Raw genomic sequence first — 25,619 nt, 5'->3', positions numbered from 1 at the left:
AGACTTATGCATACTAAAAATGTACTTTTTGTAGGACCAAATTATAAAAAAAGAAAAGGCGGAATTGCCAGCGTACTTAGGCTATATGCAGAAAATATAAAAGAATTTAATTTTTATCCATCAGCATATTTTCAAAATACAAAGCTTAATTTTTTATTACTTCCCTTTTTGTGCTTTGGTTTTCTATTAAAGCTGTTTTTTTTAGGAAAAAAAATAAAAATAGTACATATCCATGGTGCATCAAGAGGTAGTTTTTACAGAAAATATCTATTTTTCTTAATTTCTAAAAAAGTTTTTAAAAAAAAATTGATCTATCATGTTCATGGCGCAGAGTATCATGTTTTTTATGAAAATGCTTCTAAGAAAGTAAAAAAGCATATTCAAAGAATGATTAATAATGCTGATCTGATTATTGCTTTATCAGAAGAATGGAGCATTTTTTTTAAAAAAAACTTTTCTCCAAAAAAACTTGTTGTCTTAAATAACATTGTTGCTTACCGAAAAGAGCAGGAGCAAAATATACCAAAGAAATTTTTACAATTACTATTTTTAGGTAGAATAGGTGAACGAAAAGGAACATTTGATTTGATAGATGTAATTGCTGAGCATAAAAGCTATTTTGAAGATAAATTAAGATTAGTGATAGGAGGTGATGGAGCTATATATGAATTAAAACAAAAAATAGGGGAGAGTAATATTCAAGATATAGTAACTTATATAGGTTGGGTTGATGGAAGAAAAAAAGAAGAATTATTAGCAACCTCTAATATTTTAGTCTTGCCTTCCTATAACGAAGGTTTGCCAATTTCTCTTTTAGAGGGAATGAGTTATTCTATGCCAATTATTGCTACCAATGTTGGAGGAATTCCACAAATATTGAAGCATAATATTAACGGTATTTCTGTAGCTCCTGGAGATAAAAAACAACTTGCAGAGGCGATAAAGTTTTACATAGAGAACACTGAAAAATTAGTAGAACATGGAAAAGCTTCTTACCAACAAGCTAAAAACTTTTTCCCATCAAAAGTGATCAATGAACTTGAAGGGATTTATAGAAATTTAATTTAAATATGTTAAAGGCGTTTATTAACCACCAATTAAAATACGGTCCATTATTTAAAAAGCGATTAAGAAAAATACGTGAATTTCATGAATTTTCTGAAGATAAACGATTGATCATTGAATCAGAAAAACTTCAGCAATTATTAAAATTAGCCTATCAAAAATCTTCTTTTTATAAAAATTTATATGACCAATATGGAGTCAATCTTTCACAGGTTCAAAATAGAGAAGACCTCAAGATACTTCCTGTAATTACCAAACAAGATATTAAGCATAAAGTAGATGAAATTTATTTTGGAAAACCTTTTAAACATACAGCATACACAAGTGGAACATCAGGTTCACCTTTAAAAGTTTATTATAGTCTAGATTGTGTTTTAAATGAGGCCTCTTATAACGAAGTTTTTAGAAATAATGGAGGTCATCAGCTTGGTCAAAAAGTAGTTTCCTTGCGAGGGGTTTTAGGACGTTCACAATTAAAATCGTATGATCGTTTTGCTAACACCTTGTTTCTTTCGAGTTATAATTTAAACGAAAAAAACTTTCAGTTTTATTATAACGAAATTAAAAACTTTCAGCCCAATACTATTTTAGCCTACCCTAGTTCTTTGGAAATTTTATCTAATTACCTTCAAAAAAATGGATTGGAATTACATGTCCCTGTGATTTTTACCTCTTCAGAAACTTTATATGATTTTCAGCGCGAAAAAATAGAGCGTTACTTTAATACTAAGGTTTACGATCGTTATGGTAATGCAGAACGAACAATTTCTTTAATTCAAAAAAAACATCAGGGAGATTATAAGGAAGCTCCATTATATTCTATTAATGAATATAAAAAAGACTGTATAATTACCACAAATTTAATTAGCCCTACCTTTCCTTTAATACGTTATCAAGTTGATGATTTGGTTCAACTACGAAAAGATAGTGATGAGGTTTCTATAAAAGAGATTACCGGCAGAATAGATGATGTTCTTTTGTTAGAAGACGGTACCCAAATAGGACGGATGGATTTAGTTTTTAAAGGAGTAGAGAATGTTTTATATGCTCAGATTATTCAGGAGAGAATAGGTTTTTTTACCGTAAACTTGGTGAAAGCGAAAAATTTCTCAATAAAAGATAAAAATAATATTGAACAAAATATAATTAACCGAATAGGTGAGTTATCTCAATTTAAGCTAAATTTTGTACAAGAGAAAGACCTTATCAAAACAAAAAAAGGAAAATACAAGTTAGTGATTAATAGGGCTCTTTAAGATTATGGTAAAAAAATTAGACAATGTTGAATAAACTCAAATGGTACTATAACCGACTCAAGAATATGAGTGTGGCTGAGGTAATTAATTATAGAATACCACAGGTTTATCAAACAAAATTTCTTGGGAAGTTACAAGCAAAACATACAACTTCTTTACTTAGCATTAGTCAATCGTTTACGGTTCCTACTTATTCACGGGAAGACTTAAAGGAATTTTTTAAGAATAGTCCATTTACTCTAGAATACCCGATTTTTGATGTCGAAATAAATCTAAATGAAATTAACGATTGGCGGAAAGATTTTGCCAATAATAAGACTTCTCCATTAAATTATTATGGGAATATAGCCAAACAAGACTTTGCTGTAAATGGTGATGTAAAATACATAGCAGAACTTTCCAGATTTCATTTTATGCCCTTTTTGGCTTTTAAATCTGCCGAAGATGAGGGTAAAAGTAATTGTTATTTAAACTTACTGGAAAATATTCTGAATGATTGGAATACGCAAAACCCTTATTTGTATTCCATTAATTGGACTTCAGGGATTGAAGTGGCCATTAGAAGTGTAAATTTAATTTACACACATATTATACTTCAACAATTTGATTGCGTATCTAAAGTGTTTGAAGAAAATTTTATTAAGCAACTCACCAATAGTTACCACTTTTTAAAAAACCATTTATCCTTTTACTCTTCTGCTAATAATCACCTTACTGCAGAATTGATGGGATTAAACGTTATCTCATCTTACTTTAATGGTAAGGAAAAAGAGAGAAAAAAGTGGAAAAAATTATTAGAAGAACAAATAGATAGACAGGTATTAGAAGATGGAGTTCATATGGAATTATGTACCCATTATCACGCAGAAGTAGTCGATCAGTTTTTAGTTAGTAAACTTTTTATAGAAGCATCAGGAAGAAAATTTTCAAATAAAGCGGAAACATCCATAAAAAAAATGTTCAATTTTATTGAGCATATAGAATTTGAAAAAACCAAAACTATATTTGGCGATAATGATGAAGGAGCGGTAGTATACCCATATTGGAAGAAAACCAGTCTTTATGAGTCGCAATTAGCAACCTCTAATTTTATTTATAACACGAACTTTAAAGTTAAAGAAGAACTAGATTTTAGAAATTACTTGTTATTTGGAGATCAATTTAAAGTTGAAGAAAAACAAAGCGTTGAAGAAAATACTTTCTTTAAAAGTTCAGGATATATTTTTTGGTACGATCAATCAACCAGTTCTAAATTATCTATAGATGTTGGTAAGATAGGAGATCACCTTTTGGCAGCCCATGGACATTCAGATATTTTTCATTTTAATTTAACAATAAATGGATTAGATTTTTTAATAGATAGCGGAACCTATCAATACCATACAAAAGACATTTTTTGGCGTAATTATTTTAAAGGGATTTCTGCTCATAACACCCTTTCGGTGAATGGTTTCAATCATGCAGAGAATAGTGGAAGGATGAGTTGGTTAAATAGACCTCAAATAAATGTGAATGAATACATAGAAAATGAGATAGGAAACCTTTGTAAGGCTTCTACAAATGCATTTAAAAAAGAAGGAATAGTTGAGCATAATAGAAGTTTTCTTTGGAAAAAATCAGAAAAAAAACTAGTTATTGAAGATGAATTGGTTTTTGCTCGTGAACAAGAAGTAACTATTGAATTATTTTGGAACTTTCATCCGGAAGTACAACTGAAAAAGGAAAATCAAAAAATTTTAGCTTTAAGGAATAGTACTATCTTAAAACTTGAAAATGATTTCATTAAAAATGCTGAAATTATTTCAGGAGAAGAGCAAAGTCCGTTAGCTTGGTATTCGGGAAAATTCGGAACAAAAATCCCTTCTAATTTAGTACGTTTAAAGGTTAAAAGAAAAAATACATTTAGTTTAACTACTAGAATGTCTTATAAAAACGTAAGCGAATAAAATGATTAAACAGAAAATTAATTTAGACACAATCATTTTAGGGGTATTAGCGGCATTTTCTTTCTTGTTGCCTTTGCAAGAAAAGGTAAATACCTGGTTACTTATTACCTTGGTTGTACTAAGTCTCTATAAGACTATTAGGGATAAATTGTGGTTTTTTTTAAAAGAAAATTATCACTTATTGCTTATTCCCGCATTATTATTAATGATAAGAATAATAGGAATATTTTATGCCAGCGATATTTCCATAGGGTTCAAAGAAAGTACAAGGGCATTGTCCTTTGTGTTTATTCCTTATAGCTTTCTTATTATTTCAAGAATAAAAGCAAATTCAACTTTCATTAAAAAAATTATATTTTGGTCACTAACAATAGGTTGTTTGCTTGCTGCGATTATTTGTTGGGGTAGTGTAATCAATAAAGTTATCGAAAACCATGAACCATTTACACAATTATTTACTTGGAAAAAAAGCAATGCCTATTTAACGGAAGTAATAAAAATTCATCCACCCTACTTAGGAGCATTGGTGTTAAGTGTTATTATTTTTCTTTACAGTTTCTATGTGCATAAACAGAAGCTTTCAAAAAATTTATTTTTTCCAATTCTTCTCATCTTAATTTTTGCTTTCTTTTTGTTTCATCTAGTGGTTAGAAACTCAATTCTCTTTTTCCTAATAATCAGTTTAGGTTATATAGCTTATCACAGAAAATGGAAAGCATTTTTAATAGGAGTGGTTCTAATAGGAGGAGGTGCATTTATGATTATTAATAATGGTAATCATTATTTAAAAAGAAAATATTATAAAATGCTCGATTTTTCAGATGAAAAACTAGGAGATAAACGATTTGATAGATTGGAGGCTTCCTATATTGTTTTTAAAAATCATCCTATTATTGGAGCAGGAATGGGAAAAGTAGGTGTAGAAAGGTACAAAGAGTACGTAAAAATGAATGATAAAAGAGCAATAGAAAATAATTTTAATTCTCACAATCAATACCTAGAATACCTAAGCACATTTGGTGTTATAGGTTTTTCTGCTTTTATAATAGTTTTGGTATGGCTTTTTAGAAATGCTTGGATAAATCAAGAATATTTTTTAACAATATTACTCGCTTTGTGTATGTTTGCATGTGTTACCGAAAGTTTTTTAGAACGTGAATTAGGGATAAAATTCTTTAGCTTGGTTGCTGGTTTAATTATTTATGAAACATGCAGAAGGCCGAAAGCTCAAAAAAAATAAATATTATATATCTTTTAGGTCCCGGAAGAAGCGGAACCACTCTATTAGCTACCGTATTGGATAATTTTTCTAATATCTGTACATTAGGGGAAATGCATCAGTTTTTAGAGCATTTACAGGACGAAAAAGAATGTTCTTGTGGTAAAAAACTTGAGAGATGTCCATATTGGAGCGATATTATTTCAAATTTAGTAGAGAAGGATTTTGAATTAGATTACTATAGAAATTTATCTGAAAATCTGGAGGAGCATCATCATATTCCTTTGTTGCTAATTACAAATAAAGAAAACAAGAGTTATTCTATACTACAAAAAAAGATATTTAATAATATAAAAAGCTTTTCAAAAGAAAAATGGAAAGTAGACTCTTCTAAATACATTGCTAGATACCTTCGTTTAAAACAGCAAAAAGAATTCAACGTAAAAGGAATTTATTTAACGAGGGATGTGAGAGGAGTTATCAACTCATTTCATAAAAAAGTACAAACCCCTAAAAAACCACTAAGTGCAATTTTATATTATTTAGTGATTAATTTTTTTTCAGAAGTTGTTTATCGTTTAGATAAAAATGTTATTAAGGTGAAGTATGAAGATTTTACCCAAAATCCAGAAAAAATTTTACAAAGAATATTTAACCATTTAGGAGAACAAAAGTCTGTAAAACTGCCTGAAAGCCATGCGATCCCTCACATAATTGGAGGAAATAGGATGAAAAGAAATAAAATGATTAAGATTTCTGAAGATAATGCTTGGAAAAAAAATATATCCAGAAAGAAGCAAATTATCTATTATTTCTGCGCATTCCCTTTTATGAAACTAAACAATTATAAGCTTTGAGATGAATATATATATAACATTAGATTATGAATTGTTTTTTGGTAAAAGTAGCGGAACTTTAGATAATAGTATTATAAAGCCTACTGAAGAATTATTAGAAATAATAGATTCTTTAAATATAAAGGCTAACTTTTTTGTGGATGCGGGTTATTTAGTGAATTTAGAAATGTTAAGTAATGAACATCCGCAATTAAAGAAGGATTATCAAAAGGTCACTCAACAAATAAAAAAATTAGCTCAAGATGGTCATTCTATTGAGTTGCATATTCATCCACACTGGGAAGATTCCTATTACGATGGGAACAATTGGATATTTGATACCAAACGCTATAAGCTTTCCGATTTTTTGGAAGAAGAAATTAATACTATTGTAGAAAAGTATGCAGGGATATTATATAAAATAACTGGTAGCAAGCCTAAAGCTTATAGAGCCGGTGGTTGGAGTGCACAGCCTTTTAACAAAATAGCAAAAGCTTTAAAAAATCAAGATATTTATATTGATAGTACGGTATTTCCTAAAGGATATTATAACTCTAAAGACCAATACTACAATTTTAGAAATGTTCCTCAATATTTAACTGAATATAGATTTTCCGATAATTTAACTCAAGAAAATCAAGAAGGTTTTTTTACAGAAATACCTATAAGTTCTGTAAAAGTAAAACCCTATTTTTTTTGGAAGTTTGCTTATCATAAACTTCTTAAACAAGAAAAACATCAGGCATTTGGAGATGGACAAGCAATAGCAAAAACAAAAAATGATACCTTACGCCTAATGACATCTTCTTCGTATAGTGTGGTTTCTATAGATGGGTATAAATCTTCTCTAGTAGAACAAGCATTTTATCTTTATAAAAGAGAAACTCAAAACAAGGGAAACTTTGTGATTATTGGTCACCCTAAAGCATTTACTAGATACTCATTAGAAAAACTCAAAAAATTTCTATTAAAACATTATAAAGAAAATCATCATTTTAAAACCTTTTAATCATTTTGCTAGGAATTGGAGCATATATAAAATGGATTACTTACACCTGTCTTTTTTTAGGATGCTTTTTCCTTCCTTTTAAAACGGGACTTAGCAATGTTGGGATTATAGGAATAATAATCACGAATTGTATTTCTTTAATTTTATACGGTTCAAAGCTTAAACAAAGAATTATTCCCTTTATTAGTTTTTCACCACTAATTCTTTTTATCCCGTTGATTATTGGGCTGGTCTATTCAGCAAATTTTAGTCAAGGTTTCGCAGAAGTTTATAAATATGCTTTTTTAGGGTTGTTACCTTTCTTAGGACTTAGAAAAGATATAAATATTGAAAAACTTAAAAAAACCGCAAGCGAAGGATTATTGATCGGAGCTGCTTTAAGCGCATTATTTTTAATTATCAATAACTTTTATAATTTTTTTTTAGTTGAAAAAGAATTCTTAGAAATTTTAAATATAAATTTTACGGGTGAAAATTTTACTGCCCCATTAGATTTTCATCCTATATACTTAGGTCTTTATTATAATATGGGATTAGCTATATTATTGTTTAATAATAACATAAGCACATCCAAAAGCTTTAAAATAATAACCTTTGCGTTATTAGTAATCGCTATTGTTTTTTTAGCTTCAAGAATAGTTTATTGGTCATCTATCCTATTAATTCTTCTTTACCTCATTAATAGTACTGCATTTAAAGTTTTTGTTTCAATCATTACACTTCTATTAATTTTTATAATGCTCATCCTACCGGAATTAGATGGAACCTTGATTTATAAAAAAACCATTGATGGAGTTAAATGGGAGCTTAGTAATCAGAGAAAACAGGATAAAAATGAAAATTTGAGCGATAGTCGTCTGGCAAGATGGAAATTAGGTGTTTCGCTTATAAAAGATCATCCACTATTGGGAGTAGGTACTGGACAAGAAACCGTTCAATTACTTAAATTATATAAAAAATATAATTTAAAAGAGTCGATAAGAAAAAATTATAACATCCATAATCAGTTTTTGAGCTACGCAATTAAATTTGGAATAATAGGCACAATGGCCTTACTCATATACTTTTTCAGGAATATATATTACTCATTTAAATTTCAGAATTTATTATCGTTATCTTTCTTGATGATGGTTTTTTGGGTTTTTCTTGTAGAAAATGTCTTAGACAGGAATATGGGAATTAACTTTATTGCTATTTTCGGAACAATTATGTCTATGGAAAACTTTTACTTAAAGCATCGGGATGATTCTACTTCAAAAATTTAAAAGTCTACAGGCTTCTTCTTTAATCTTGTATTTTCTATTAATGTTTTTTGTTGTAGAAGGCTTTAATAAGATATTTTTTTTTACTCAGGGAGAAACATTTTTCTTACAAAAATTAACTAAGTTTTTGATCTTTTTTATAGCAGGGTTTTATCTGCTAATAAATAGCCCTAAAAAATTAATATCACTACTAATTTTATTTTTATGTTTTGTGATAGGACAATTTTTTTTAGAAGAATCATTTACTAAAATTTCATTAATTGCCTATTCTAGATACTTTTTCTTTATTCTATTAATAATTTTTTCGTCAAAACCAATTGTTAATATAGCAACCATAAGTAGGATTGAAAAAATATTTGAAACCTTAATAGTGATTAATAGTATTATTATAATTTTAGGGTTAATATTTCAGTTAGATTATTTATCTACTTACCATGGCGGTAGATTTGGTTATAATGGACTTTTTATGGCTAGCTCTATTAGCACCTATTTTTATATTACTGCATTCATATATTACTTAAATAAATATAAATTACAGGTTCTTTCCAGAATAGATTGGTGGCTAGCTATTGCTGCGAGTTGTTTTATAGGTACCAAATCTGTTTACTTGAGTTTGTTTTTTATTTTTGGTTATCTGGGCTTTACGTTTATAAGAAATAGAAGAACAAAAATTTTATTAACTATATTATTGGTATTGTTGGTTATAATTGGAGGATATATTTTTCTTTCCTCAGGAATTTTCAAAACTATTGTAAAAGAAGATGGTTGGGTTACTGCTATTTTATCGCATAGAAACCAAGCTCTTCAAGAATACACTTTGCCTTACATTGAACAAAACTGGAGTATTTTCAACTATTTTGTTGGAGGTATAGATAGCCCTGGAATTAGACCGCAACTTGAATACATAGATTTGTTTTTATTTTTTGGAATTATTGGAGTGATAGTTTTTGCGTACACATTCATAAAAAGTTTTTTCACCTTTAAAGTTAATTCATTACTTCTAAAAATGTTTCTTTTATTATTTGCTGTTACTTTTGTAGCGGGAAATTTTTTTTATAATGCCAGTGTTCCCATTTATTTGATTGTTTTAAAGCTTTCAATTCTAAAAACTAATAAGAAAGAACTAATGGAGATAACTAAAACTAATGGCAAATAGAATCCATATTCTCAACACGCAAATAGACAACCTCACGATGAAAGAAACTTTAAATGAAGTTTCTAAGGCAATTCACAATAAAAAATTGCTTCACCATACGGTGGTCAACGCAGGTAAAATCGTTGCCCTCCAAACAGATGAAGAATTAAAAAAGGGAGTAAATGAGGCCGATATTATTAATGCCGATGGACAAGCGGTGATATGGGCTTCTAAAATTTTAAATAAACCATTAAAAGAAAGAGTAGCAGGAATCGACTTATTTTCCAATCTTATTGAATTTGCTTACCGTAACGACTATAAAATTTACTTATTAGGAGCAAAAGATGAAGTTGTTACAAAGTTGATATATAAAATAGAAACCGAATATTCTTCTAATATTGTTGCAGGTGCTCACCACGGCTATTTTCGCAAAGATCAAGAGCAAGCAATTGTAAATGAAATAGCTAATAGCGGAGCCCAAATGTTATTTGTAGCCATGAGTTCTCCAAAAAAAGAGATTTTTTTAAATAAATACAAAGTAAAATTAAGCGCTTTAAATTTTATAATGGGAGTCGGGGGCAGTTTTGATGTTTTGGCAGGAAAAACAAAGCGAGCTCCTAAGTGGATGCAAAATGTAGGTTTGGAGTGGTTTTATAGGTTTATACAAGAACCAAGACGAATGTGGAGAAGGTACCTTTTGGGAAATATAAAGTTTATATATTTGGTGATTAAAGAAAAATTGAAGTTAAGCAGAAAATAAAATAATGGATATTAAACATATTTGTTGTATTGGAGCAGGATACGTAGGAGGTCCAACAATGGCAGTTATCGCTCAAAAATGTCCGCATATTAATGTGACTGTAGTAGATATTAATGAAAAAAGAATAGCTGCTTGGAACGATGAAGATTTGAGTAAGCTTCCTGTTTATGAACCCGGTTTAGATAAAGTGGTAGAAGAAGCAAGAGGAAGAAACTTATTCTTCTCCACAGAAGTAGACAAAGCTATTGATGCTGCTGATATGATTTTTATTTCTGTAAATACACCTACCAAAACCTATGGTAAAGGTAAAGGGATGGCAGCTGATTTAAAATACATTGAACTTTGTGCAAGGCAAATTGCTAGAGTAGCCACTTCAGATAAAATTGTCATTGAAAAATCTACCTTACCTGTAAGAACTGCTTCAGCCATTAAAAGTATTTTAGACAATACCGGGAATGGTAGTGAGGTTAAGTTCCAAATTTTATCCAATCCAGAGTTTTTAGCAGAAGGTACCGCCATTGAAGATTTATTAGATCCGGATCGTGTACTTATAGGTGGCGATACTTCAACGGCTGAAGGCAAAAAAGCAATTCAAGCATTAGCAAGTGTATATGCAAATTGGGTGCCCCAAAAGCAAATATTAACTACAAATGTTTGGTCTTCAGAATTATCTAAACTTACGGCCAATGCATTTTTAGCACAAAGGGTTTCTTCTATTAATTCGCTTTCAGAATTGTGTGAAAAAACAGAAGCCGATGTAAATGAAGTAGCAAAAGCTATTGGAATGGATTCAAGAATAGGATCAAAATTCTTGAAAGCTTCCGTTGGTTTTGGAGGATCTTGTTTTCAAAAAGACATATTAAATCTCGTTTATATTGCCAAAACCTATGGTTTAAATGAAGTAGCCGATTATTGGGAGCAGGTGATTATTATGAACGATCATCAAAAAAGAAGATTTGCCCATAATATAATTAGCACATTATTTAATACGGTTTCAGGAAAAAAGATAGCATTTTTAGGTTGGGCCTTTAAAAAAGATACGAATGATACCCGTGAATCTGCCGCTATTTATGTGGCAGATGAATTATTAAATGAACAATCTAAAGTTGCTGTTTATGATCCTAAGGTATCTGAAGAACAAATGTATGCCGATTTAGATTATTTAAATACCCGATCTTCTGAAGAAAACAGAGAAGGAGTAAGCGTTTTTAACAACCCTTATGAGGCTTGTAAAGATGCGCATGCTATTGCGGTTTTAACAGAATGGGATGAGTTTAAAACTTACGATTGGCAAAAACTATACGATCAAATGCAAAAGCCGGCTTTCCTTTTTGATGGAAGAGGGATTTTAGACACTGATGCTTTAGAAAAAATAGGATTTGTTTGTTACAAAATAGGGAGCGGAAAAAACCCTGAAATATAATTAATACAAGCATATTTTCCATGAATAAAAAGAGAGTTTTAATAACAGGAGCTGCCGGGTTTTTAGGGTCTCATCTATGTGATAAATTTATAGATGAAGGCTTTTCTGTATTAGCAATGGATAACCTAATTACCGGAGATCTAAAAAATATAGAACATCTTTTTAAGAGGGAAGATTTTGAGTTTTATCATCATGATGTAAGTAAATTTGTTCATGTAGCAGGTAAATTAGATTATATCTTACACTTTGCGTCTCCAGCAAGTCCTATAGATTATTTAAAGATTCCAATTCAGACTTTAAAAGTAGGAAGTTTGGGAACACATAACCTTTTGGGTTTAGCGAAAGAAAAAAATGCTAGAATATTAATAGCGAGTACTTCTGAAGTTTATGGAGACCCATTGGAGCATCCTCAAAATGAAGATTATTACGGAAATGTAAATACTATTGGTCCACGGGGTGTTTATGATGAAGCTAAACGTTTTCAAGAATCGATAACGATGGCTTATCATCGTTTTCATGGGATAGAAACTAGAATAGTAAGGATATTTAATACTTATGGCCCTAGAATGCGCTTAAATGATGGGAGGGTTATTCCTGCTTTTATTGGACAAGCGCTAAGAGGAGAAGATTTAACTGTGTTTGGCAATGGTTTACAAACAAGATCTTTTTGTTTTGTAGATGATCAGGTGGAGGGAATTTACAAATTATTATTTAGTGATTATTCCAATCCTGTAAATATTGGTAACCCTCACGAAATTACCATTAAAGATTTTGCTGAAGAAATAATTAAACTTACTCAAACTAATCAAAAGGTAGTATACAGACCATTGCCTAAGGATGATCCTATGCAACGTCAACCGGATATTACGAGAGCAAAAGAAATTCTTAATTGGGAACCAAAAGTGAAGCGTTCAGAAGGGATGAAAATTACCTATGAATATTTTAAAGGTTTATCCAAAGAAGAGCTTCAAAAAAAAGAACACAAAGATTTTTCAAGTCATATAAGAAAATAATATATGGTAATAAAGCAGGGTAGGTATTCGGGTTATCTAAGACCAATGGCTTATCTTATAGATTTAGCTATTATTTTGCTTTTTGCCCTTCAGTTTCAGTTTGAAATTATTGATTATTTTAACTATGCAATTTTCATATCTATTGGATGGTTAATACTCTCTATTAAATCTCAATTCTACGAAATTTATAGATTTACCAAAGTCATTCGGATATTTTCATTAGCATTTTTACAGGCAGGTCTATTTATACTTTTAGTTTTTGCCTTTTTCGGTTTTTTTGAAGAATTAAGCAGACCGGCCTCAAGAATACTTGTTTATTCAGTTAAAGTTTTATCGGTCATTCTTATAGTCAAACTCTCAATTTTTTATTTATTAAAAAGATATAGAAAAAATTTAGGAGGTAATTATAGACGTACGGTAGTAATAGGAAAAACAATAAGAACGAAGAGATTAATAGATTTCTTTCAAACTAACCAAGAATATGGTTATCAATGCAAAGCTATATTTGACCTAAAGAAAAATGACACTTTAGAAAATTGTTTTGAATTTATTATAGAAGAGAAAATAGATGAAATATATTGCTCAGTAACTTCCCTTACCAATAAAGAAATAAGTGATTTAATTGATTTTGCAGATAATAATCTTAAAGTCTTAAAATTTCTTCCGGATAATAAAGAAATCTATACCCGTCGCATGAAAATGGAATACTATGGATATTTACCTATCTTATCGTTACGTGATATTCCAATAGAAGATCCTTTAAACCAATTTATTAAAAGAAGTTTTGATATTGTATTATCGTTACTCGTGATTATAGGTATCTTGTCATGGCTTAGCCCAATTTTGGCAATTCTTATTAAATTAGAGTCTAAAGGGCCCGTATTTTTTAGACAAAAAAGAAACGGACTTGATTATAAAGAATTTTATTGCTACAAGTATAGATCTATGCGCATTAATCCTGATGCGAATATCCATCAAGTAAGTAGAAATGACAAAAGAATAACTAATGTTGGTAAGTTTTTAAGGAAAACCAGTATAGACGAACTTCCTCAGTTTATTAATGTTCTGTTTGGGGATATGTCTATAGTTGGCCCTAGGCCTCATATGGTAAGTCATACCCATATGTATGCAGAGCGTATCGATAAATTTATGGTAAGGCATTTTGTGAAACCCGGTATTACAGGTTTAGCGCAGGTTAGTGGTTACCGTGGGGAAGTTGAAACAGAAAATGATATTATTAACCGCGTAAAGTATGATATTTTTTACTTAGAAAATTGGTCTCTACTTCTAGATATAAAAATAATTTTTCAAACAGTTTTTAATACTTTAAAAGGAGAAGATAAAGCCTATTAGGTTTTCTCTAATTTTTCACTTAGTATATCGAGCTGTAGTTCAATATTAAAACTGGAAATAGCCGTTTCTTCTATATGTTTTTTCAACTGATATACTTCGGTTAAGTTTAATTTTTTTATAAGTCTATTTAATGCTAAGAAATTTCCAGGCTCAATCACATAGCCTAAGTTATGGTTGTTAACTATTTCTTCTCCTTCTCCCCCTGCAAAATAAATTATTGGAAGCTTATTGTGGGCCATCTCGTATATTTTAGAAGGGGTAGAGCCATAAATACTTTTAACTAAAGGAACAATAGCCAAATCAAAATCATTTAATAACTGAAGAAGTTTTTCACGTTTAACTTCTCCGTGATAAATAATTGGCTTTTGCGTAATAGCTATAAAATCTTCAATAGCTTCTTGCTCTGCTCCGGCTCCATAAATATGCAATTCTGCTTCTTGAAGTTCAATTTGCTGACAGAGTTTCAAAATTCCTTGGGCAATACCTAGAAGTCCTGCGTAAATAATTTTTACAGGCTTTTTTGCTGAAACTTTCGCAGGTTGAGGTTTATAGGAAGCTTGCGGAAAATTTCGATATAATAAAGTGTCTTGCTGTGGGACAATGCTTTTTATACGTTCTAAAATTTCTTTAGATTGACCTAAAACAAGTTGAGGTTTTTGATAATTGAATTTTTCTATTTTTTCTAAAAGATTGTAGGTTTTACCTTTTTTAATAGCTCCAAGTTCATATCCTGCAGATGGCCATAAGTCAGAAACATTTAAGATCAACTTTCGTTTCTTTTTAGATAAAAACCGTAACGCGGCGTGAGCAATTATTAGAGGAGGACTTTGAATAATAACCATTCGGGCAATTTTACGGTTTCTGAAAATAGAAAAGAAAAAGAAACTTATAGAGAAAGAGACCATCCCTAATAAGCGTTTAAACTTATTACCTGAGTTGTTAGCATAAACCCATAATCTATTTACCTCAATTCCTTCGTAAGTTTCTGTAACAGCAATTTTTCCTTGATATTCCTTAAAAATTTTTCCTTTAGGATAATTTGGTAATGGACAAACCACAGAAACTTCAAAACCACGTTCCTGAAGTCCTAAAGCCATTTTTGCAATTCGGTTAGAGGCTGCACCGGTTTCTGGAGGAAAGTAATTTGTTATAATGGTAATTTCCTTCATATTAAAGATTCAAATTGCTTTAGTTTGCCACTTTTCTTACGTTTTAAAACATCAACTCTATTTAGTTGAAGTGTTAGCCCTTTTTCAAGATACTTTTCAATAGAAGCTTTAATTTCGTTTTCTTTTTCTGCTGAAATTTCTTCGGAAGAAACATAGGTGATTTCAAATGTATCTTTTTCTTTTTGCTTGATCACAAACTCTTTCACTTCGCTACCATCTTCAATAATGCTTTTGGTAACATAGTAAAAAGTAAGCCCAGGAACTATTTTCCCACTTGGAAGTTTGGCCACATCATTGGTTCTACCGGTGAGCTTTTGCAGGAACTGATGTTTGGCCGTACTTTTTTCACTAATAACGCCCAAATCTCCAAGCTCATACCTTATAAATGGATGCGCTTTATTGTATAGAGAAGTAACGATAATTTTCCCTTCACTTCCATAAGGGAGAGGTTGGTTATTTTTATTTACTACCTCTATATAAAGACTTTCATTATTCAATACCCATTCATCTTTAGGGTTTTGAAAAGCCAATAAATCTAATTCGCTTGCACCATATTCATTAACAACAGGAATACCAAATTGGTTCTCTAAAAGTTTTTTGGTCTCGGGAAAAAGCATTTCACTGGTTACGATGCAGACTTTTAGAGTAGGGCAAACATCTTTCAAAATAATATTTTTCTTTCGTAGATATTTGGCAAACAATTCAATAGAACTGGTATAACCATTAATATAATTAAATTTCTTCTTATAAAATTCAGCTAAAAAACCTTTTAGTTTTTCATCGTTTAAATTAAAAATAGGGAAGCGATAACGAGTGGCCATTTTGTCTTTTAAACGCTCTTTGTAATAGCCGAATTTATCTAGCGGAATACCGTAAAACCTAGCTTGAAAGGACGAATTAAAGTCGAGTCCAAACCAACCAAACCTATTAAATATAACAGACCATGTTAACGCATGAGAAAACTTGTCTTTAGCAAAAACAAACGGATGCCCGCTAGAACCCGAGGTTTTATTGATATATACATTTTTTGTAGAATAACCTTCACTTAGTCTGTCTTGCAGTGGCTGTTGAAGATCTTTTTTGGTGAGAATTGGTAAATCTTCCCACTTTTCAATCTTTTTATCTATTACTAAATTTTTGTAGAATGAATTATGCTGAAGATGAAATTCTAAAATTTCTTGTTTTTTTGCTTCGATATAATCGGCATAATTTTCTTCTGGAATAGCTTGAATTTTATCTAAATGAACTTTTGCTTCCTCAATGGGAAAACCTTTTAATTTTAGCGTAAAATCAAACCAATTCAATCTCCTTATTTTTTATAAAAACATTAGGGCGTCAATTTACAAACATTTATTTTTGGGGCTTCTAATAAAAATTTAAAATATGAATATTCTTGTATTAGGTTCTGGCGGAAGAGAACATACCTTCACTTATAAAATAGCCCAAAGCGAACAATGCGAAAAGTTGTATGTTGCGCCAGGGAATGCAGGAACAAGTGAAATAGCAGAAAATATTCCCCTAAGTGTGACCGATTTTGAAGCTGTAAAACAAACAGTTCTCGAAAAAGATATTCATATGGTAGTTGTTGGTCCAGAAGATCCTTTAGTAGAGGGTATTTACGATTTCTTTCAGCAAGATTCAGCTTTAAAAAATGTAAAAGTTATTGGTCCTTCTAAAAAAGGAGCTTTATTAGAGGGAAGTAAAGAACGGGCAAAAGAATTTATGGCCATGTATAATATTCCCACTGCAGCTTATGAAAGTTTTACGGTGAAAAGTGTAGAGGCCGGAAAAAAATTCTTAGAAACCCTAAAAGCCCCTTACGTTTTAAAAGCCGATGGATTAGCGGCAGGAAAAGGAGTTTTAATTTTAGATAACTTAGAAGAAGCCAAGCAGGAGCTGGAAAATATGCTAACCAACGAAAAATTTGGTGAAGCGAGTAAAACCGTAGTTATTGAAGAGTTTTTAGATGGGATAGAACTAAGTGTTTTTGTACTTACCGACGGGAAAAACTATAAAATCCTTCCCACTGCAAAAGATTATAAACGAATTGGCGAAGGTGATACAGGTTTAAATACAGGAGGGATGGGAGCCATTTCCCCGGTCCCATTTGCTAATGAAGAGTTGATGCAAAAAATAGAAGACCGAATCGTAAAACCTACCATCAATGGTTTACAACAAGAAAATATAGAGTATAAAGGATTTGTGTTTATAGGATTAATTAAAGTAGAAGACAATCCGTATGTAATTGAATATAACGTGCGGATGGGCGATCCTGAAACCGAAGTGGTTTTACCAAGAATCAAAACTGATTTAGTAGCATTGTTAGATAAAGTAGCTGAAGGAAAATTAGATGAAGCTTCTTTAGAAATAGATGAAAGAGCTGCAACAACGGTAATGACGGTTTCTGGGGGTTATCCTGAAGCCTATGAAAAAGGAAAAGAAATCACCGGAATAGAAAACATCAAAGATTCTATCGTGTTTCACGCTGGTACTAAAGAAGAAAATGGCAAAGTAGTGACCAATGGAGGTCGAGTGATTGCTATTACTTCCTTTGGAGAAGATTACAATAAAGCACTAAAAAAATCTTATCAAAATGTAGAAAAACTTCATTTTGATAAGATGTATTATCGTAAAGACTTAGGTAAGGACTTGAACTAATTTTTAGTTCCAGTACTTGCCAAAGTATTTTTCTTGTCTTTTGTGCTCCTCATCAGCAAAACCACGTAATTGCTTTAACCAGTAACAAAAGGCAATGATTCCTATAATTATAAATATCCAGTTTAAAGCATTTGCTGCTGCCCAACTATCTAATTGAAGTTCTCTCAACCAATCTAATGGTTTAAAAAGAATATCTACAAAAATATATTCTATAAATTCAAAAAAATCTTTCATTAGAAGAAACTTTAATATAATTTAGATACAAAAGTAATAAATTACACAATGTTAACAAGCTTTTTTAATAAATCTAAACCTATCAATTTCTTATTAGTAGGCTTTTTAATGGTGTTTTATTTTTTGTTTGTTAATTTCTTTATTGTAGATAAAACAATTTCTGTGTCATATACCTTAAAAAAGGTAGGCCTCTTATTGGTTTATTTATTTTTAATGGTACTTATCAACTTTATCGTTAAAAGAAATAGGGTAACCAAAAGAAATACTTACACCATTTTCTTCTTTGCGGTTTTTAGCATGATGTTTTTACCCATTTTAAAATCAAGTAATGTTTTAATTTCTGGACTGTTTATCTTATTAAGCCTAAGAAGGGTAGTAAGTTTACGATCGGGAATTCATATTAAAAAGAAACTCTTTGATGCCTCTTTTTGGGTGGGTTTTGCTTATCTGTTTTATCCTGAAAGTATCTTATTCATCATCTTACCATTTTTCGGGATTCTACTCTATGCCAATACCGATTTTAAAAATTGGTTAATTCCATTTGTAGCCTTAATGGCTGTATATATTATAGAAACCTGTTTCAGTTTGCTTGTTTACGAAAGTTTTTTTCTTCCATTATCTTCATTTAGTGTTCCTGTATTAAGTTTTTCAAATTATCATTCAGCAAAGATAATAGTGCCGATAAGCGTACTCTTAACCTTTAATATATGGGCGTTATTTTACTTTTTAAAAAGCTTGCAAAATGCTACTAGAAGATTAAAGGCAACACTTTATTTAGTACTTGCAGCTTGGTTAGTTTCTATCTTGGTCATTATTCTTTCACCACATAAAAATGGTTCTGAACTACTTTTTTTTATTTTGCCGGTTTGTATTATGGGAGCCAATTATTTTGAGCAAAAAGGAGAATATATCTTTAAAGAAGTATTATTGGTATCCTTAGTATTATTAACCGTTTTAGTGCCTTTTATAGCCTTTTGAGTTTAGATTTAGTTTACATTGAGAGTCAATTAAAACAGCGTTTGCCCTATCCATATCAATGGGGTAAAAAGCAAACCGATAAATGGGATAATTATACCAATTTTATCTACGACTTTCCTTCTTGGGAAGCAGTAGTTGAGGCAATGAAAGCCACTACTGAAGCTTATGGGTTAAACAAGAGAGAACTCTTTAATTATGCAGCCAATAGGTGGTTTAACTTTTGGAGTGCGATGGCTGTTGAACAAATTTTTACTGAAATTGATGGAGTAACACCATCTTTAAATCACAAAGACCGGTTGGTCGATTTTAATTTACGAGGAATTGATTTTGACCATAAAACTTCTGTTTTTCCTGAAGCTTATAAGCAAACCCTCTATTATGCCCAACATCACCACGAAGATTTATTGTATTGGTTGTATAAAAATCAAAGTCAACAACAACGCAAACATTTAGAAAACCGATTATTTATTGTGACCTATGCAGAAGATGGGGAACATTGGAAATTAAAAGCAGAAATCAGTCTTTTAAAACAATGCATTCAAAAATATGTTTCTACCTTTGATGCTTCAACATTAGAACAACTTCAACTGAATAATAAAACCATCTATTCAGATATAATTTGGGCGGTTAAATGAATTACATCGGGTCTAAAAACAAACTCTCTTCTTGGATTCTGGAAGTTGTCGAAAACACCATTCAACAGCCGCTTTCCCAACTTGTTTTTTGTGACCTTTTTGCAGGAACAGGAATTGTAGGAAGAACTTTCAAACCTCTCGTAAAACAAGTAATTGCCAATGATATTGAATTCTACAGCTTTGTATTACTAAAAAATTACATTGAAAACCATCGAGAAATTCCTTATGCAGAAAACTATATTCAACAGTTGAATGAATTAGAAACCAAAAAAGGATTCATCGCTGAAGAATACGGAGAAAACGGAAAGGCCGATCGTTTGTTTTTCTCTAAAAAGAATGCTGAAAAAATCGATGCTTGCAGACAACAAATTGAAACCTGGAAAGCTTCCACAGAAATTTCAGAAAATCTTTATTATTTTCTTCTAGCTTCCTTATTAGAGAGTGCCGATAAGGTGGCCAATACCGCTTCGGTTTACGGAGCTTTTCTAAAAAAAATAAAAACTTCCGCAGCAAAAGAATTAGTTATTCAACCCGCAGGATTTGTAAAAACGAAAAATACTCATCAAGTATTTCAGGAAGATGCCAATAAATTAATACAGCAGATAGAAGGAGATATATTGTATTTAGACCCGCCCTATAATGCCCGGCAGTATGGAGCTAATTATCATTTGCTTACTACTATTGCAAAATATGATACCTTTGCACCCAAAGGTAAAACCGGTTTACGGGGTTATTATAAATCGGTATATTGTAAGAAAAAAGAAGTAGCTATCGAGTTTGAAGAATTAATCAAGCAAGCAAAATTTTCTTATATTTTTTTAAGTTACAATAATGAAGGTTTAATGCCACCGGAAGTAATACAAACAATTATGAGCAAATACGGTAAATATAGTTTGGCTAGCAAAAACTATCAACGTTTTAAAGCCGATAAAACAGAAAACCGTAACCATAAAGCCAATCAAACAATAGAATATTTACACATTTTAGAAAAATAAAATATATGTTTTCAGATAAAGCAAATCACATTTTTGAAGAGGTAATCGAAAAATATCATGTGCTCAACACGGTAGACCAAGCTTTTGAAAATCCTTACGATGAAACAAAAGACCTTATTCAGCATTTATTATACAGAAAATGTTGGATAGACACCGTACAATGGCATTATGAAGATATTATTCGCGACCCGGAAATAGATCCTGTTTCTGCTTTAAAATTGAAACGTCAGATTGATGCTTCTAACCAAGATAGAACAGATATGGTAGAATACATCGATAGTTATTTTTTAGATAAATACAAAGATGTAGGCGTTAAAGAAACTGCTACCATCAACACAGAAAGTCCTGCGTGGGCTATAGACAGGCTTTCTATTTTGGCATTGAAGATTTATCATATGAATGAAGAAGCGACCCGTGATGATGCTTCTCAAGAACATCAAATGGCTTGTCAGGCAAAACTTGATATATTATTAGAACAAAGAGTAGATTTATCTTCTGCTATTAATCAATTATTGGAAGATATTGAAAATGGAGATAAATACATGAAAGTGTATAAGCAAATGAAAATGTACAATGACGATGAATTGAATCCTGTTCTTCGTGGTAAAAAGAAATAAGATAGGTAAATAAACCTCACTGGTTTTCTAAATCGGTGAGGTTTGCTCAATCAAATGGGGAAAACTTCAAAAGACAAAACTATTTCTTCCCTATCTGCTGAAATGCCGAAGGCAGAAGAGGATTTTCAGCTATTAGTCATTAGGCTTTCGGCCATGGGAGATGTGGCGATGACAGTGCCTGTTTTACAAAGGCTGGTAAAAACCTATCCTCGATTGAAAATTACCGTTTTAACCAAGCCCTTTTTTCATCCTATTTTTGAAGAAGTTCCCGGTGTAACTATTGTTTCTGCTGAAGTTAATACAAAGCATAAAGGAATTTTTGGGCTTTGGAAGTTAGCTAGAGAACTTCAATCTCTTCGATTACACGCAGTAGCCGATTTGCACAATGTGCTAAGAACTAAAATTCTACGTTTTTTTTTCTTTTTCTTCGGAATTAAATCTGCTGTGATTGATAAGGGTAGGGCAGAGAAAAAAGAATTAACAAAACTTCACCCTAAAAATATTCAGCCACTAAAGACAACACATCAACGCTACGCCAAAGTTTTTGCTGAGTTAGGTTTGCCAATAGATTTGAATGTATCTGTTGAGGTGAAAAAGCATCCTATTCCGCAATTCATCAAAGAAAAACTTACGCAACCCAGAAAATGGATTGGTATTGCTCCCTTTGCAGCTCATAAGGCTAAAATGTATCCGCTTTCAAAAATGGAAGAAGTGATTGCTAAGTTAGATGCAGAAAATAAATATGATATTCTTTTATTTGGGGGCGGCAAACACGAAGAAGCACAGCTTAATAAGCTAGCCTCTAACTATAAAAATGTAATTAGCATGGTTGGAAAATTAACTTTTAAAGAAGAACTGCAAACCGTTTCTAATTTGGATGTAATGTTGTCTATGGATAGCGGAAACGGACATTTAGCCGCGATGTTTGGTATTCCCGTAATAACAGTTTGGGGAGCTACACATCCCTTTGCTGGTTTTGCTCCTTTCCAGCAACCAAAAGAAAATCAGCTTTTACCTGACTTAGAAAAATATCCTTTATTACCAACTTCTATTTATGGAAACAAGCATGTAGAAGGTTATGAAGAAGTGATGCAAAGTATTTCCCCGACAGAAATTTTAAATAGAATTGAAGAAGTTTTATAAAAGTAAAAGGGAAATAAATTGATTTATTTCCCTTTTTTATTATTGCTGAAAAATTCTTAATAATTTAAATAAACCCAACCTTTACGTACTTCTCTGTCTGGAGCAGAAATATCCAACACATAAAAGTATGTTCCTACAGGTAAGAGGTCTCCTCCAGTACTTCCGTCCCAAGGGAGTTTATTATTATTTCCCTCATAAACTACTCTTCCGTAAAGAGAATAAATTTTAAGGTTAAAATTATAGTTTTCATAAAGTCCTGAGATATTAAATTTGTCATTCATTCCATCAGCATTAGGAGAAAACCCATCAGGAATTATTAAATCACAAATTTTAGGGGCTAAATTTATTTGAACAATGGTATAACATACATCTTCAATAGAATTTTCAATTCTTACAAAGAATTCATCATTTTCACTAGCTCCAGCATATGCAGATGGATTTGGAATTTCATTTTCAAGATTTTGTGCATCGCTTAAATCGGTATAATAAGCTTGTATACTTTCTTCTGGAGTTAGATTTAAATCAGCTTCTGTTGAAGTTAAATCAATTTGGTCAAATTCATTTTCACAAACTTCTAAGCTTAATTCAGTACTTGAAAAAACTCCTGAAATGTTCTCTATATCAAAACTCACAATTTCATAACAGTTACTATTTGGCGTGTTTTCTACCCTAACATAAATAGTTTGTGTAACATTTAAAGCTTGATAGTTATTGGGAGTAGAAATTTCGTTTTGAAAATTTTCAGCATCAGTTTGACTTTCATAAAAACTAAGGCTATAATTCTCACCATTAAGAATACTATTTTCAGTTAAGGTTAAATCAAAACTAGTCAGATCATCATTAGCTGTACAAGCAGTTAAATTATTAGCGGTTCCTGCATTGACCTCTTTTACACAAGCCTCAAAAGTAGTGGTTTGATAACAGCTAGTATTGTTAGCACTTTCAACCCTAACATAAATCGTTTGACAACCATTAAAATTAGTAACGTCGGTAAGCTCATTGGTACTGTCATCAGCATTTTCTTGAGAGCTATAGTAGGTTATATTATAGTCGTTAGGGTCTTCGCCATCTAATAAATCAGCTTCATTACTAGTTAAATCAATAGAATTGTTACAAGCGTTCAAATTAGAAGAATTCCCTATAGCTACTGAATTTCCACACACTTCAAAGCTTCCTACACTAAAACAAGACTCATTTGTATTACTTTCGATTCTAGCATATAGTGTTTGACATCCAGTAGAGTTTAAAGTAAAGAGATTTGGGAAGGTAATAGATGGACCATCATTTGTGGCGGCTGTTTCCGTGAGGTAGTACGAAATTGTAAAATTGTTAGCTTCTTGAGATCCTAAAATCGCACTATTGTTCACTGTTAAATCAAACACTAACGTTTCTCCCGGACTAAAGCATTCATTTAAATCTGGTAAATTAACAATTTGTGGACTTTCAGACGTCTCTAGGTTTATTTCACCTATAGCGAAACATTCGGTGGTAGGATCTTCAACTCTAATAAAAACAATTTCTGTTGAACCTGCGGTAACAGAATAATCGGTAGCATTATTAATTAAAGCTGATGGTTCTTCATCCTGTGCTCCTGTTAAATCAGTATAAAATGTGATATTATAATCTGTAGGCGTAGTTATAAATGAAGTTGAATAATCAGTTAAATTAAAACTTACTAGTTGATCTTGGTCATCATCGCAATCACCTAAAATATCAATACTTTCTTGTAGTAAACTTACATCTTGTAAGAATAATTGAATTTCGGCTATTTCATAACAATTAAAGACATTTATTACTCTTACATAAATAGTTTCGTCTGTAAAAGCGGTTGAATTAGGATAAGAATCTATAATATCAAAATCTATATTTGAATTATTTCCTTCTTCTGCATCTTCTAAGGTATTGTAATAGATAAAAAATAGCTCAGGGTTTGTTGTTATGTTATCTTCAACACTAGTTAAGTCAAAAATTTCAAAACCGTCTCCATCATTATCACATTGTGCAATAGTTTCATCATTAGAATCTAAAATCACATCATTTACAAATACCTGAACATTTTTAATGCTATGTCTATCATTTAATCCTCCTGTAGAGGCAGAAAAGCCAAAATATCCTGTATCAAAATCAGCAGCTCCCGGTTGAGTGGGAGGTACACCATTAATATAAGTAGTTCCTTCAACGATAACCTCTACATTTCCATCGTCCCAAATAATGGTAGCATGCTGGTAATCGGGACTTCTCAGGCTTTCTACCACTTCAGATCTTAAAAGGTAATTAAAAGGATCTGCCTCTGAAAATTCCGGTCCAAAGCCTACCTGAATTTCGGGGTTATCTGTTCCTCCTATGTTATTATCATTATCATAAGTATCAAAAGCAACTTTTAGTCCATTTGCATCGTCAGGGATATTTAAAGTTTCACCACCTTCTCCGCCGGGTGCAGGCTGTTCATCTATATACCAAAAAGCTATACCATCTGCAGGTTCGCCAGCACTGTCATACATCCTAAAATCAAATTCTACCCTCCATTTATTAGCACATTCAGTTAAACTATAAGGTTCTTCATAATAGATAGCTGCACGATCACTGTTTTGAGCTTGAGTTAATACAATTTCATCTCCTTCGACGAGGTCCTCTATGGTTTCACCTGGAGTATTGGTTTCGGCTACCCATCCATCTGTAACCACAGGGTTTCCTGTAAGTTCTGTGAGTAAAGTGTTTTGTGCAAAACTATTCAAGCTAGCCATACAAAACAGCAGTAATGCAATTTTAAAATAGTTGTTTTTCATCGGTTATTAGTTATTGAGTTATTATCATCTTTTCATTGTAAAATGGTTCTTGAAGGTCGTAGGCCTGGGCACGCCGATTGCCCCACTTGCCGTGGGCACCCCGGGCTCGAGGTACTCCACACTGAAC

Annotated in this window: 22 protein-coding genes; 18 read left to right on the top strand and 4 right to left on the bottom strand. The window is 31.4% G+C overall.

Features of this window, described 5'->3' with window-relative positions:
- Positions 1 to 6 precede the first annotated feature (6 nt).
- Genes FVB9532_RS00110 through FVB9532_RS00055 form a run of 12 tightly spaced genes read left to right on the top strand, consistent with a single transcriptional unit; the run spans position 7 to position 14,277 of the window.
- Positions 7 to 1,068 (top strand): glycosyltransferase family 4 protein, encoded by a 1,062-nt coding sequence (locus FVB9532_RS00110; RefSeq protein WP_194716448.1) that lies wholly within the window; start codon positions 7 to 9, stop codon positions 1,066 to 1,068.
- A gap of 2 nt (positions 1,069 to 1,070) precedes the next feature.
- Positions 1,071 to 2,321 carry a phenylacetate--CoA ligase family protein gene (locus tag FVB9532_RS00105; protein WP_150543180.1) on the top strand — a complete coding sequence of 417 codons (1,251 nt, stop codon included), beginning with the start codon at positions 1,071 to 1,073 and terminating at the stop codon, positions 2,319 to 2,321.
- Between the two features lie 23 nt (positions 2,322 to 2,344).
- A complete protein-coding gene (locus FVB9532_RS00100; protein WP_150543179.1) occupies positions 2,345 to 4,267 on the top strand; it encodes an alginate lyase family protein in 1,923 nt (640 codons plus the stop codon).
- Position 4,268: 1 nt separating this feature from the next.
- Entirely contained in the window at positions 4,269 to 5,507 is a 1,239-nt protein-coding gene (locus FVB9532_RS00095; protein ID WP_150543178.1) for an O-antigen ligase family protein, read from the top strand.
- On the top strand, positions 5,477 to 6,343 hold the full coding sequence (locus FVB9532_RS00090; RefSeq protein WP_150543177.1) for a sulfotransferase: 867 nt from the start codon (positions 5,477 to 5,479) through the stop codon (positions 6,341 to 6,343). Before FVB9532_RS00095 ends, FVB9532_RS00090 begins: the two co-directional genes overlap by 31 nt.
- A gap of 1 nt (position 6,344) precedes the next feature.
- Complete coding sequence (locus FVB9532_RS00085; RefSeq protein WP_150543176.1) at positions 6,345 to 7,331, top strand: polysaccharide deacetylase family protein; 987 nt, start codon at positions 6,345 to 6,347, stop codon at positions 7,329 to 7,331.
- Positions 7,332 to 7,336: 5 nt separating this feature from the next.
- Positions 7,337 to 8,596 carry an O-antigen ligase family protein gene (locus tag FVB9532_RS00080; protein WP_150543175.1) on the top strand — a complete coding sequence of 420 codons (1,260 nt, stop codon included), beginning with the start codon at positions 7,337 to 7,339 and terminating at the stop codon, positions 8,594 to 8,596.
- Positions 8,574 to 9,749 carry a hypothetical protein gene (locus FVB9532_RS00075; RefSeq protein WP_150543174.1) on the top strand — a complete coding sequence of 392 codons (1,176 nt, stop codon included), beginning with the start codon at positions 8,574 to 8,576 and terminating at the stop codon, positions 9,747 to 9,749. The genes FVB9532_RS00080 and FVB9532_RS00075 overlap by 23 nt, the downstream gene beginning before the upstream one ends.
- On the top strand, positions 9,739 to 10,488 hold the full coding sequence (locus tag FVB9532_RS00070) for a WecB/TagA/CpsF family glycosyltransferase (protein WP_150543173.1): 750 nt from the start codon (positions 9,739 to 9,741) through the stop codon (positions 10,486 to 10,488). The genes FVB9532_RS00075 and FVB9532_RS00070 overlap by 11 nt, the downstream gene beginning before the upstream one ends.
- Before the next feature lie 4 nt (positions 10,489 to 10,492).
- Positions 10,493 to 11,911: a UDP-glucose 6-dehydrogenase gene (locus FVB9532_RS00065; protein WP_150543172.1), complete on the top strand. Its 1,419-nt coding sequence runs from the start codon at positions 10,493 to 10,495 to the stop codon at positions 11,909 to 11,911.
- A gap of 20 nt (positions 11,912 to 11,931) precedes the next feature.
- Positions 11,932 to 12,924, top strand: a complete 993-nt coding sequence (locus FVB9532_RS00060; RefSeq protein WP_150543171.1) for a UDP-glucuronic acid decarboxylase family protein — start codon at positions 11,932 to 11,934, stop codon at positions 12,922 to 12,924.
- 3 nt (positions 12,925 to 12,927) lie between these two features.
- Positions 12,928 to 14,277: an undecaprenyl-phosphate glucose phosphotransferase gene (locus FVB9532_RS00055; RefSeq protein WP_150543170.1), complete on the top strand. Its 1,350-nt coding sequence runs from the start codon at positions 12,928 to 12,930 to the stop codon at positions 14,275 to 14,277.
- Here FVB9532_RS00055 and FVB9532_RS00050 read toward each other — a convergent pair.
- Positions 14,274 to 15,446 carry a glycosyltransferase family 4 protein gene (locus FVB9532_RS00050; RefSeq protein WP_150543169.1) on the bottom strand — a complete coding sequence of 391 codons (1,173 nt, stop codon included), beginning with the start codon at positions 15,444 to 15,446 and terminating at the stop codon, positions 14,274 to 14,276. The genes FVB9532_RS00055 and FVB9532_RS00050 overlap by 4 nt on opposite strands.
- On the bottom strand, positions 15,443 to 16,750 hold the full coding sequence (locus tag FVB9532_RS00045) for a phenylacetate--CoA ligase family protein (RefSeq protein ID WP_150543168.1): 1,308 nt from the start codon (positions 16,748 to 16,750) through the stop codon (positions 15,443 to 15,445). The genes FVB9532_RS00050 and FVB9532_RS00045 overlap by 4 nt, the downstream gene beginning before the upstream one ends.
- A gap of 79 nt (positions 16,751 to 16,829) precedes the next feature.
- Between FVB9532_RS00045 and purD the strand changes: the two genes are divergently transcribed.
- Entirely contained in the window at positions 16,830 to 18,104 is a 1,275-nt protein-coding gene (gene purD / locus FVB9532_RS00040) for a phosphoribosylamine--glycine ligase (protein WP_150543167.1), read from the top strand.
- A 3-nt stretch (positions 18,105 to 18,107) separates the two neighbouring features.
- Here purD and FVB9532_RS00035 read toward each other — a convergent pair whose 3' ends face one another.
- Entirely contained in the window at positions 18,108 to 18,338 is a 231-nt protein-coding gene (locus FVB9532_RS00035; protein ID WP_150543166.1) for a DUF6341 family protein, read from the bottom strand.
- 48 nt (positions 18,339 to 18,386) lie between these two features.
- Between FVB9532_RS00035 and FVB9532_RS00030 the strand changes: the two genes are divergently transcribed.
- The 5 genes from FVB9532_RS00030 to FVB9532_RS00010 are packed head-to-tail and all read left to right on the top strand — an operon-like array spanning position 18,387 to position 22,706.
- Positions 18,387 to 19,316, top strand: a complete 930-nt coding sequence (locus FVB9532_RS00030; RefSeq protein WP_228482223.1) for a DUF6427 family protein — start codon at positions 18,387 to 18,389, stop codon at positions 19,314 to 19,316.
- Positions 19,313 to 19,951, top strand: a complete 639-nt coding sequence (locus FVB9532_RS00025; RefSeq protein ID WP_228482222.1) for a hypothetical protein — start codon at positions 19,313 to 19,315, stop codon at positions 19,949 to 19,951. The genes FVB9532_RS00030 and FVB9532_RS00025 overlap by 4 nt, the downstream gene beginning before the upstream one ends.
- Positions 19,948 to 20,946, top strand: coding sequence for a DNA adenine methylase (locus tag FVB9532_RS00020; RefSeq protein ID WP_150543163.1), 999 nt, complete (start codon positions 19,948 to 19,950; stop codon positions 20,944 to 20,946). Before FVB9532_RS00025 ends, FVB9532_RS00020 begins: the two co-directional genes overlap by 4 nt.
- A gap of 5 nt (positions 20,947 to 20,951) precedes the next feature.
- Entirely contained in the window at positions 20,952 to 21,563 is a 612-nt protein-coding gene (locus FVB9532_RS00015; protein WP_150543162.1) for a DUF4254 domain-containing protein, read from the top strand.
- Positions 21,564 to 21,617: 54 nt separating this feature from the next.
- Complete coding sequence (locus FVB9532_RS00010; protein WP_317132278.1) at positions 21,618 to 22,706, top strand: glycosyltransferase family 9 protein; 1,089 nt, start codon at positions 21,618 to 21,620, stop codon at positions 22,704 to 22,706.
- Positions 22,707 to 22,762: 56 nt separating this feature from the next.
- On the opposite strand, the gene FVB9532_RS00005 is transcribed toward FVB9532_RS00010, so the two are convergent.
- Positions 22,763 to 25,492 carry an FIDD domain-containing protein gene (locus FVB9532_RS00005; RefSeq protein WP_150543161.1) on the bottom strand — a complete coding sequence of 910 codons (2,730 nt, stop codon included), beginning with the start codon at positions 25,490 to 25,492 and terminating at the stop codon, positions 22,763 to 22,765.
- Positions 25,493 to 25,619: the final 127 nt, after the last annotated feature.

Source organism: Mesonia oceanica (assembly GCF_902499555.1).
Taxonomy (GTDB): domain Bacteria; phylum Bacteroidota; class Bacteroidia; order Flavobacteriales; family Flavobacteriaceae; genus Mesonia; species Mesonia oceanica.
This window is presented reverse-complemented; position numbering and strand designations above follow the sequence as displayed.

Coding starts and splice junctions, on each gene's coding strand:
- FVB9532_RS00010 (WP_317132278.1), top strand. CDS start 21,618: ATGGGGAAAACTTCAAAAGACAAAACTATTTCTTCCCTATCTGCTGAA.
- FVB9532_RS00085 (WP_150543176.1), top strand. CDS start 6,345: ATGAATATATATATAACATTAGATTATGAATTGTTTTTTGGTAAAAGT.
- FVB9532_RS00055 (WP_150543170.1), top strand. CDS start 12,928: ATGGTAATAAAGCAGGGTAGGTATTCGGGTTATCTAAGACCAATGGCT.
- FVB9532_RS00070 (WP_150543173.1), top strand. CDS start 9,739: ATGGCAAATAGAATCCATATTCTCAACACGCAAATAGACAACCTCACG.
- FVB9532_RS00005 (WP_150543161.1), bottom strand. CDS start 25,492: ATGAAAAACAACTATTTTAAAATTGCATTACTGCTGTTTTGTATGGCT.
- FVB9532_RS00015 (WP_150543162.1), top strand. CDS start 20,952: ATGTTTTCAGATAAAGCAAATCACATTTTTGAAGAGGTAATCGAAAAA.
- FVB9532_RS00110 (WP_194716448.1), top strand. CDS start 7: ATGCATACTAAAAATGTACTTTTTGTAGGACCAAATTATAAAAAAAGA.
- FVB9532_RS00030 (WP_228482223.1), top strand. CDS start 18,387: ATGTTAACAAGCTTTTTTAATAAATCTAAACCTATCAATTTCTTATTA.
- FVB9532_RS00065 (WP_150543172.1), top strand. CDS start 10,493: ATGGATATTAAACATATTTGTTGTATTGGAGCAGGATACGTAGGAGGT.
- FVB9532_RS00090 (WP_150543177.1), top strand. CDS start 5,477: ATGCAGAAGGCCGAAAGCTCAAAAAAAATAAATATTATATATCTTTTA.
- FVB9532_RS00035 (WP_150543166.1), bottom strand. CDS start 18,338: ATGAAAGATTTTTTTGAATTTATAGAATATATTTTTGTAGATATTCTT.
- FVB9532_RS00095 (WP_150543178.1), top strand. CDS start 4,269: ATGATTAAACAGAAAATTAATTTAGACACAATCATTTTAGGGGTATTA.
- FVB9532_RS00105 (WP_150543180.1), top strand. CDS start 1,071: ATGTTAAAGGCGTTTATTAACCACCAATTAAAATACGGTCCATTATTT.
- FVB9532_RS00060 (WP_150543171.1), top strand. CDS start 11,932: ATGAATAAAAAGAGAGTTTTAATAACAGGAGCTGCCGGGTTTTTAGGG.
- purD (WP_150543167.1), top strand. CDS start 16,830: ATGAATATTCTTGTATTAGGTTCTGGCGGAAGAGAACATACCTTCACT.
- FVB9532_RS00100 (WP_150543179.1), top strand. CDS start 2,345: ATGTTGAATAAACTCAAATGGTACTATAACCGACTCAAGAATATGAGT.
- FVB9532_RS00020 (WP_150543163.1), top strand. CDS start 19,948: ATGAATTACATCGGGTCTAAAAACAAACTCTCTTCTTGGATTCTGGAA.
- FVB9532_RS00075 (WP_150543174.1), top strand. CDS start 8,574: ATGATTCTACTTCAAAAATTTAAAAGTCTACAGGCTTCTTCTTTAATC.
- FVB9532_RS00050 (WP_150543169.1), bottom strand. CDS start 15,446: ATGAAGGAAATTACCATTATAACAAATTACTTTCCTCCAGAAACCGGT.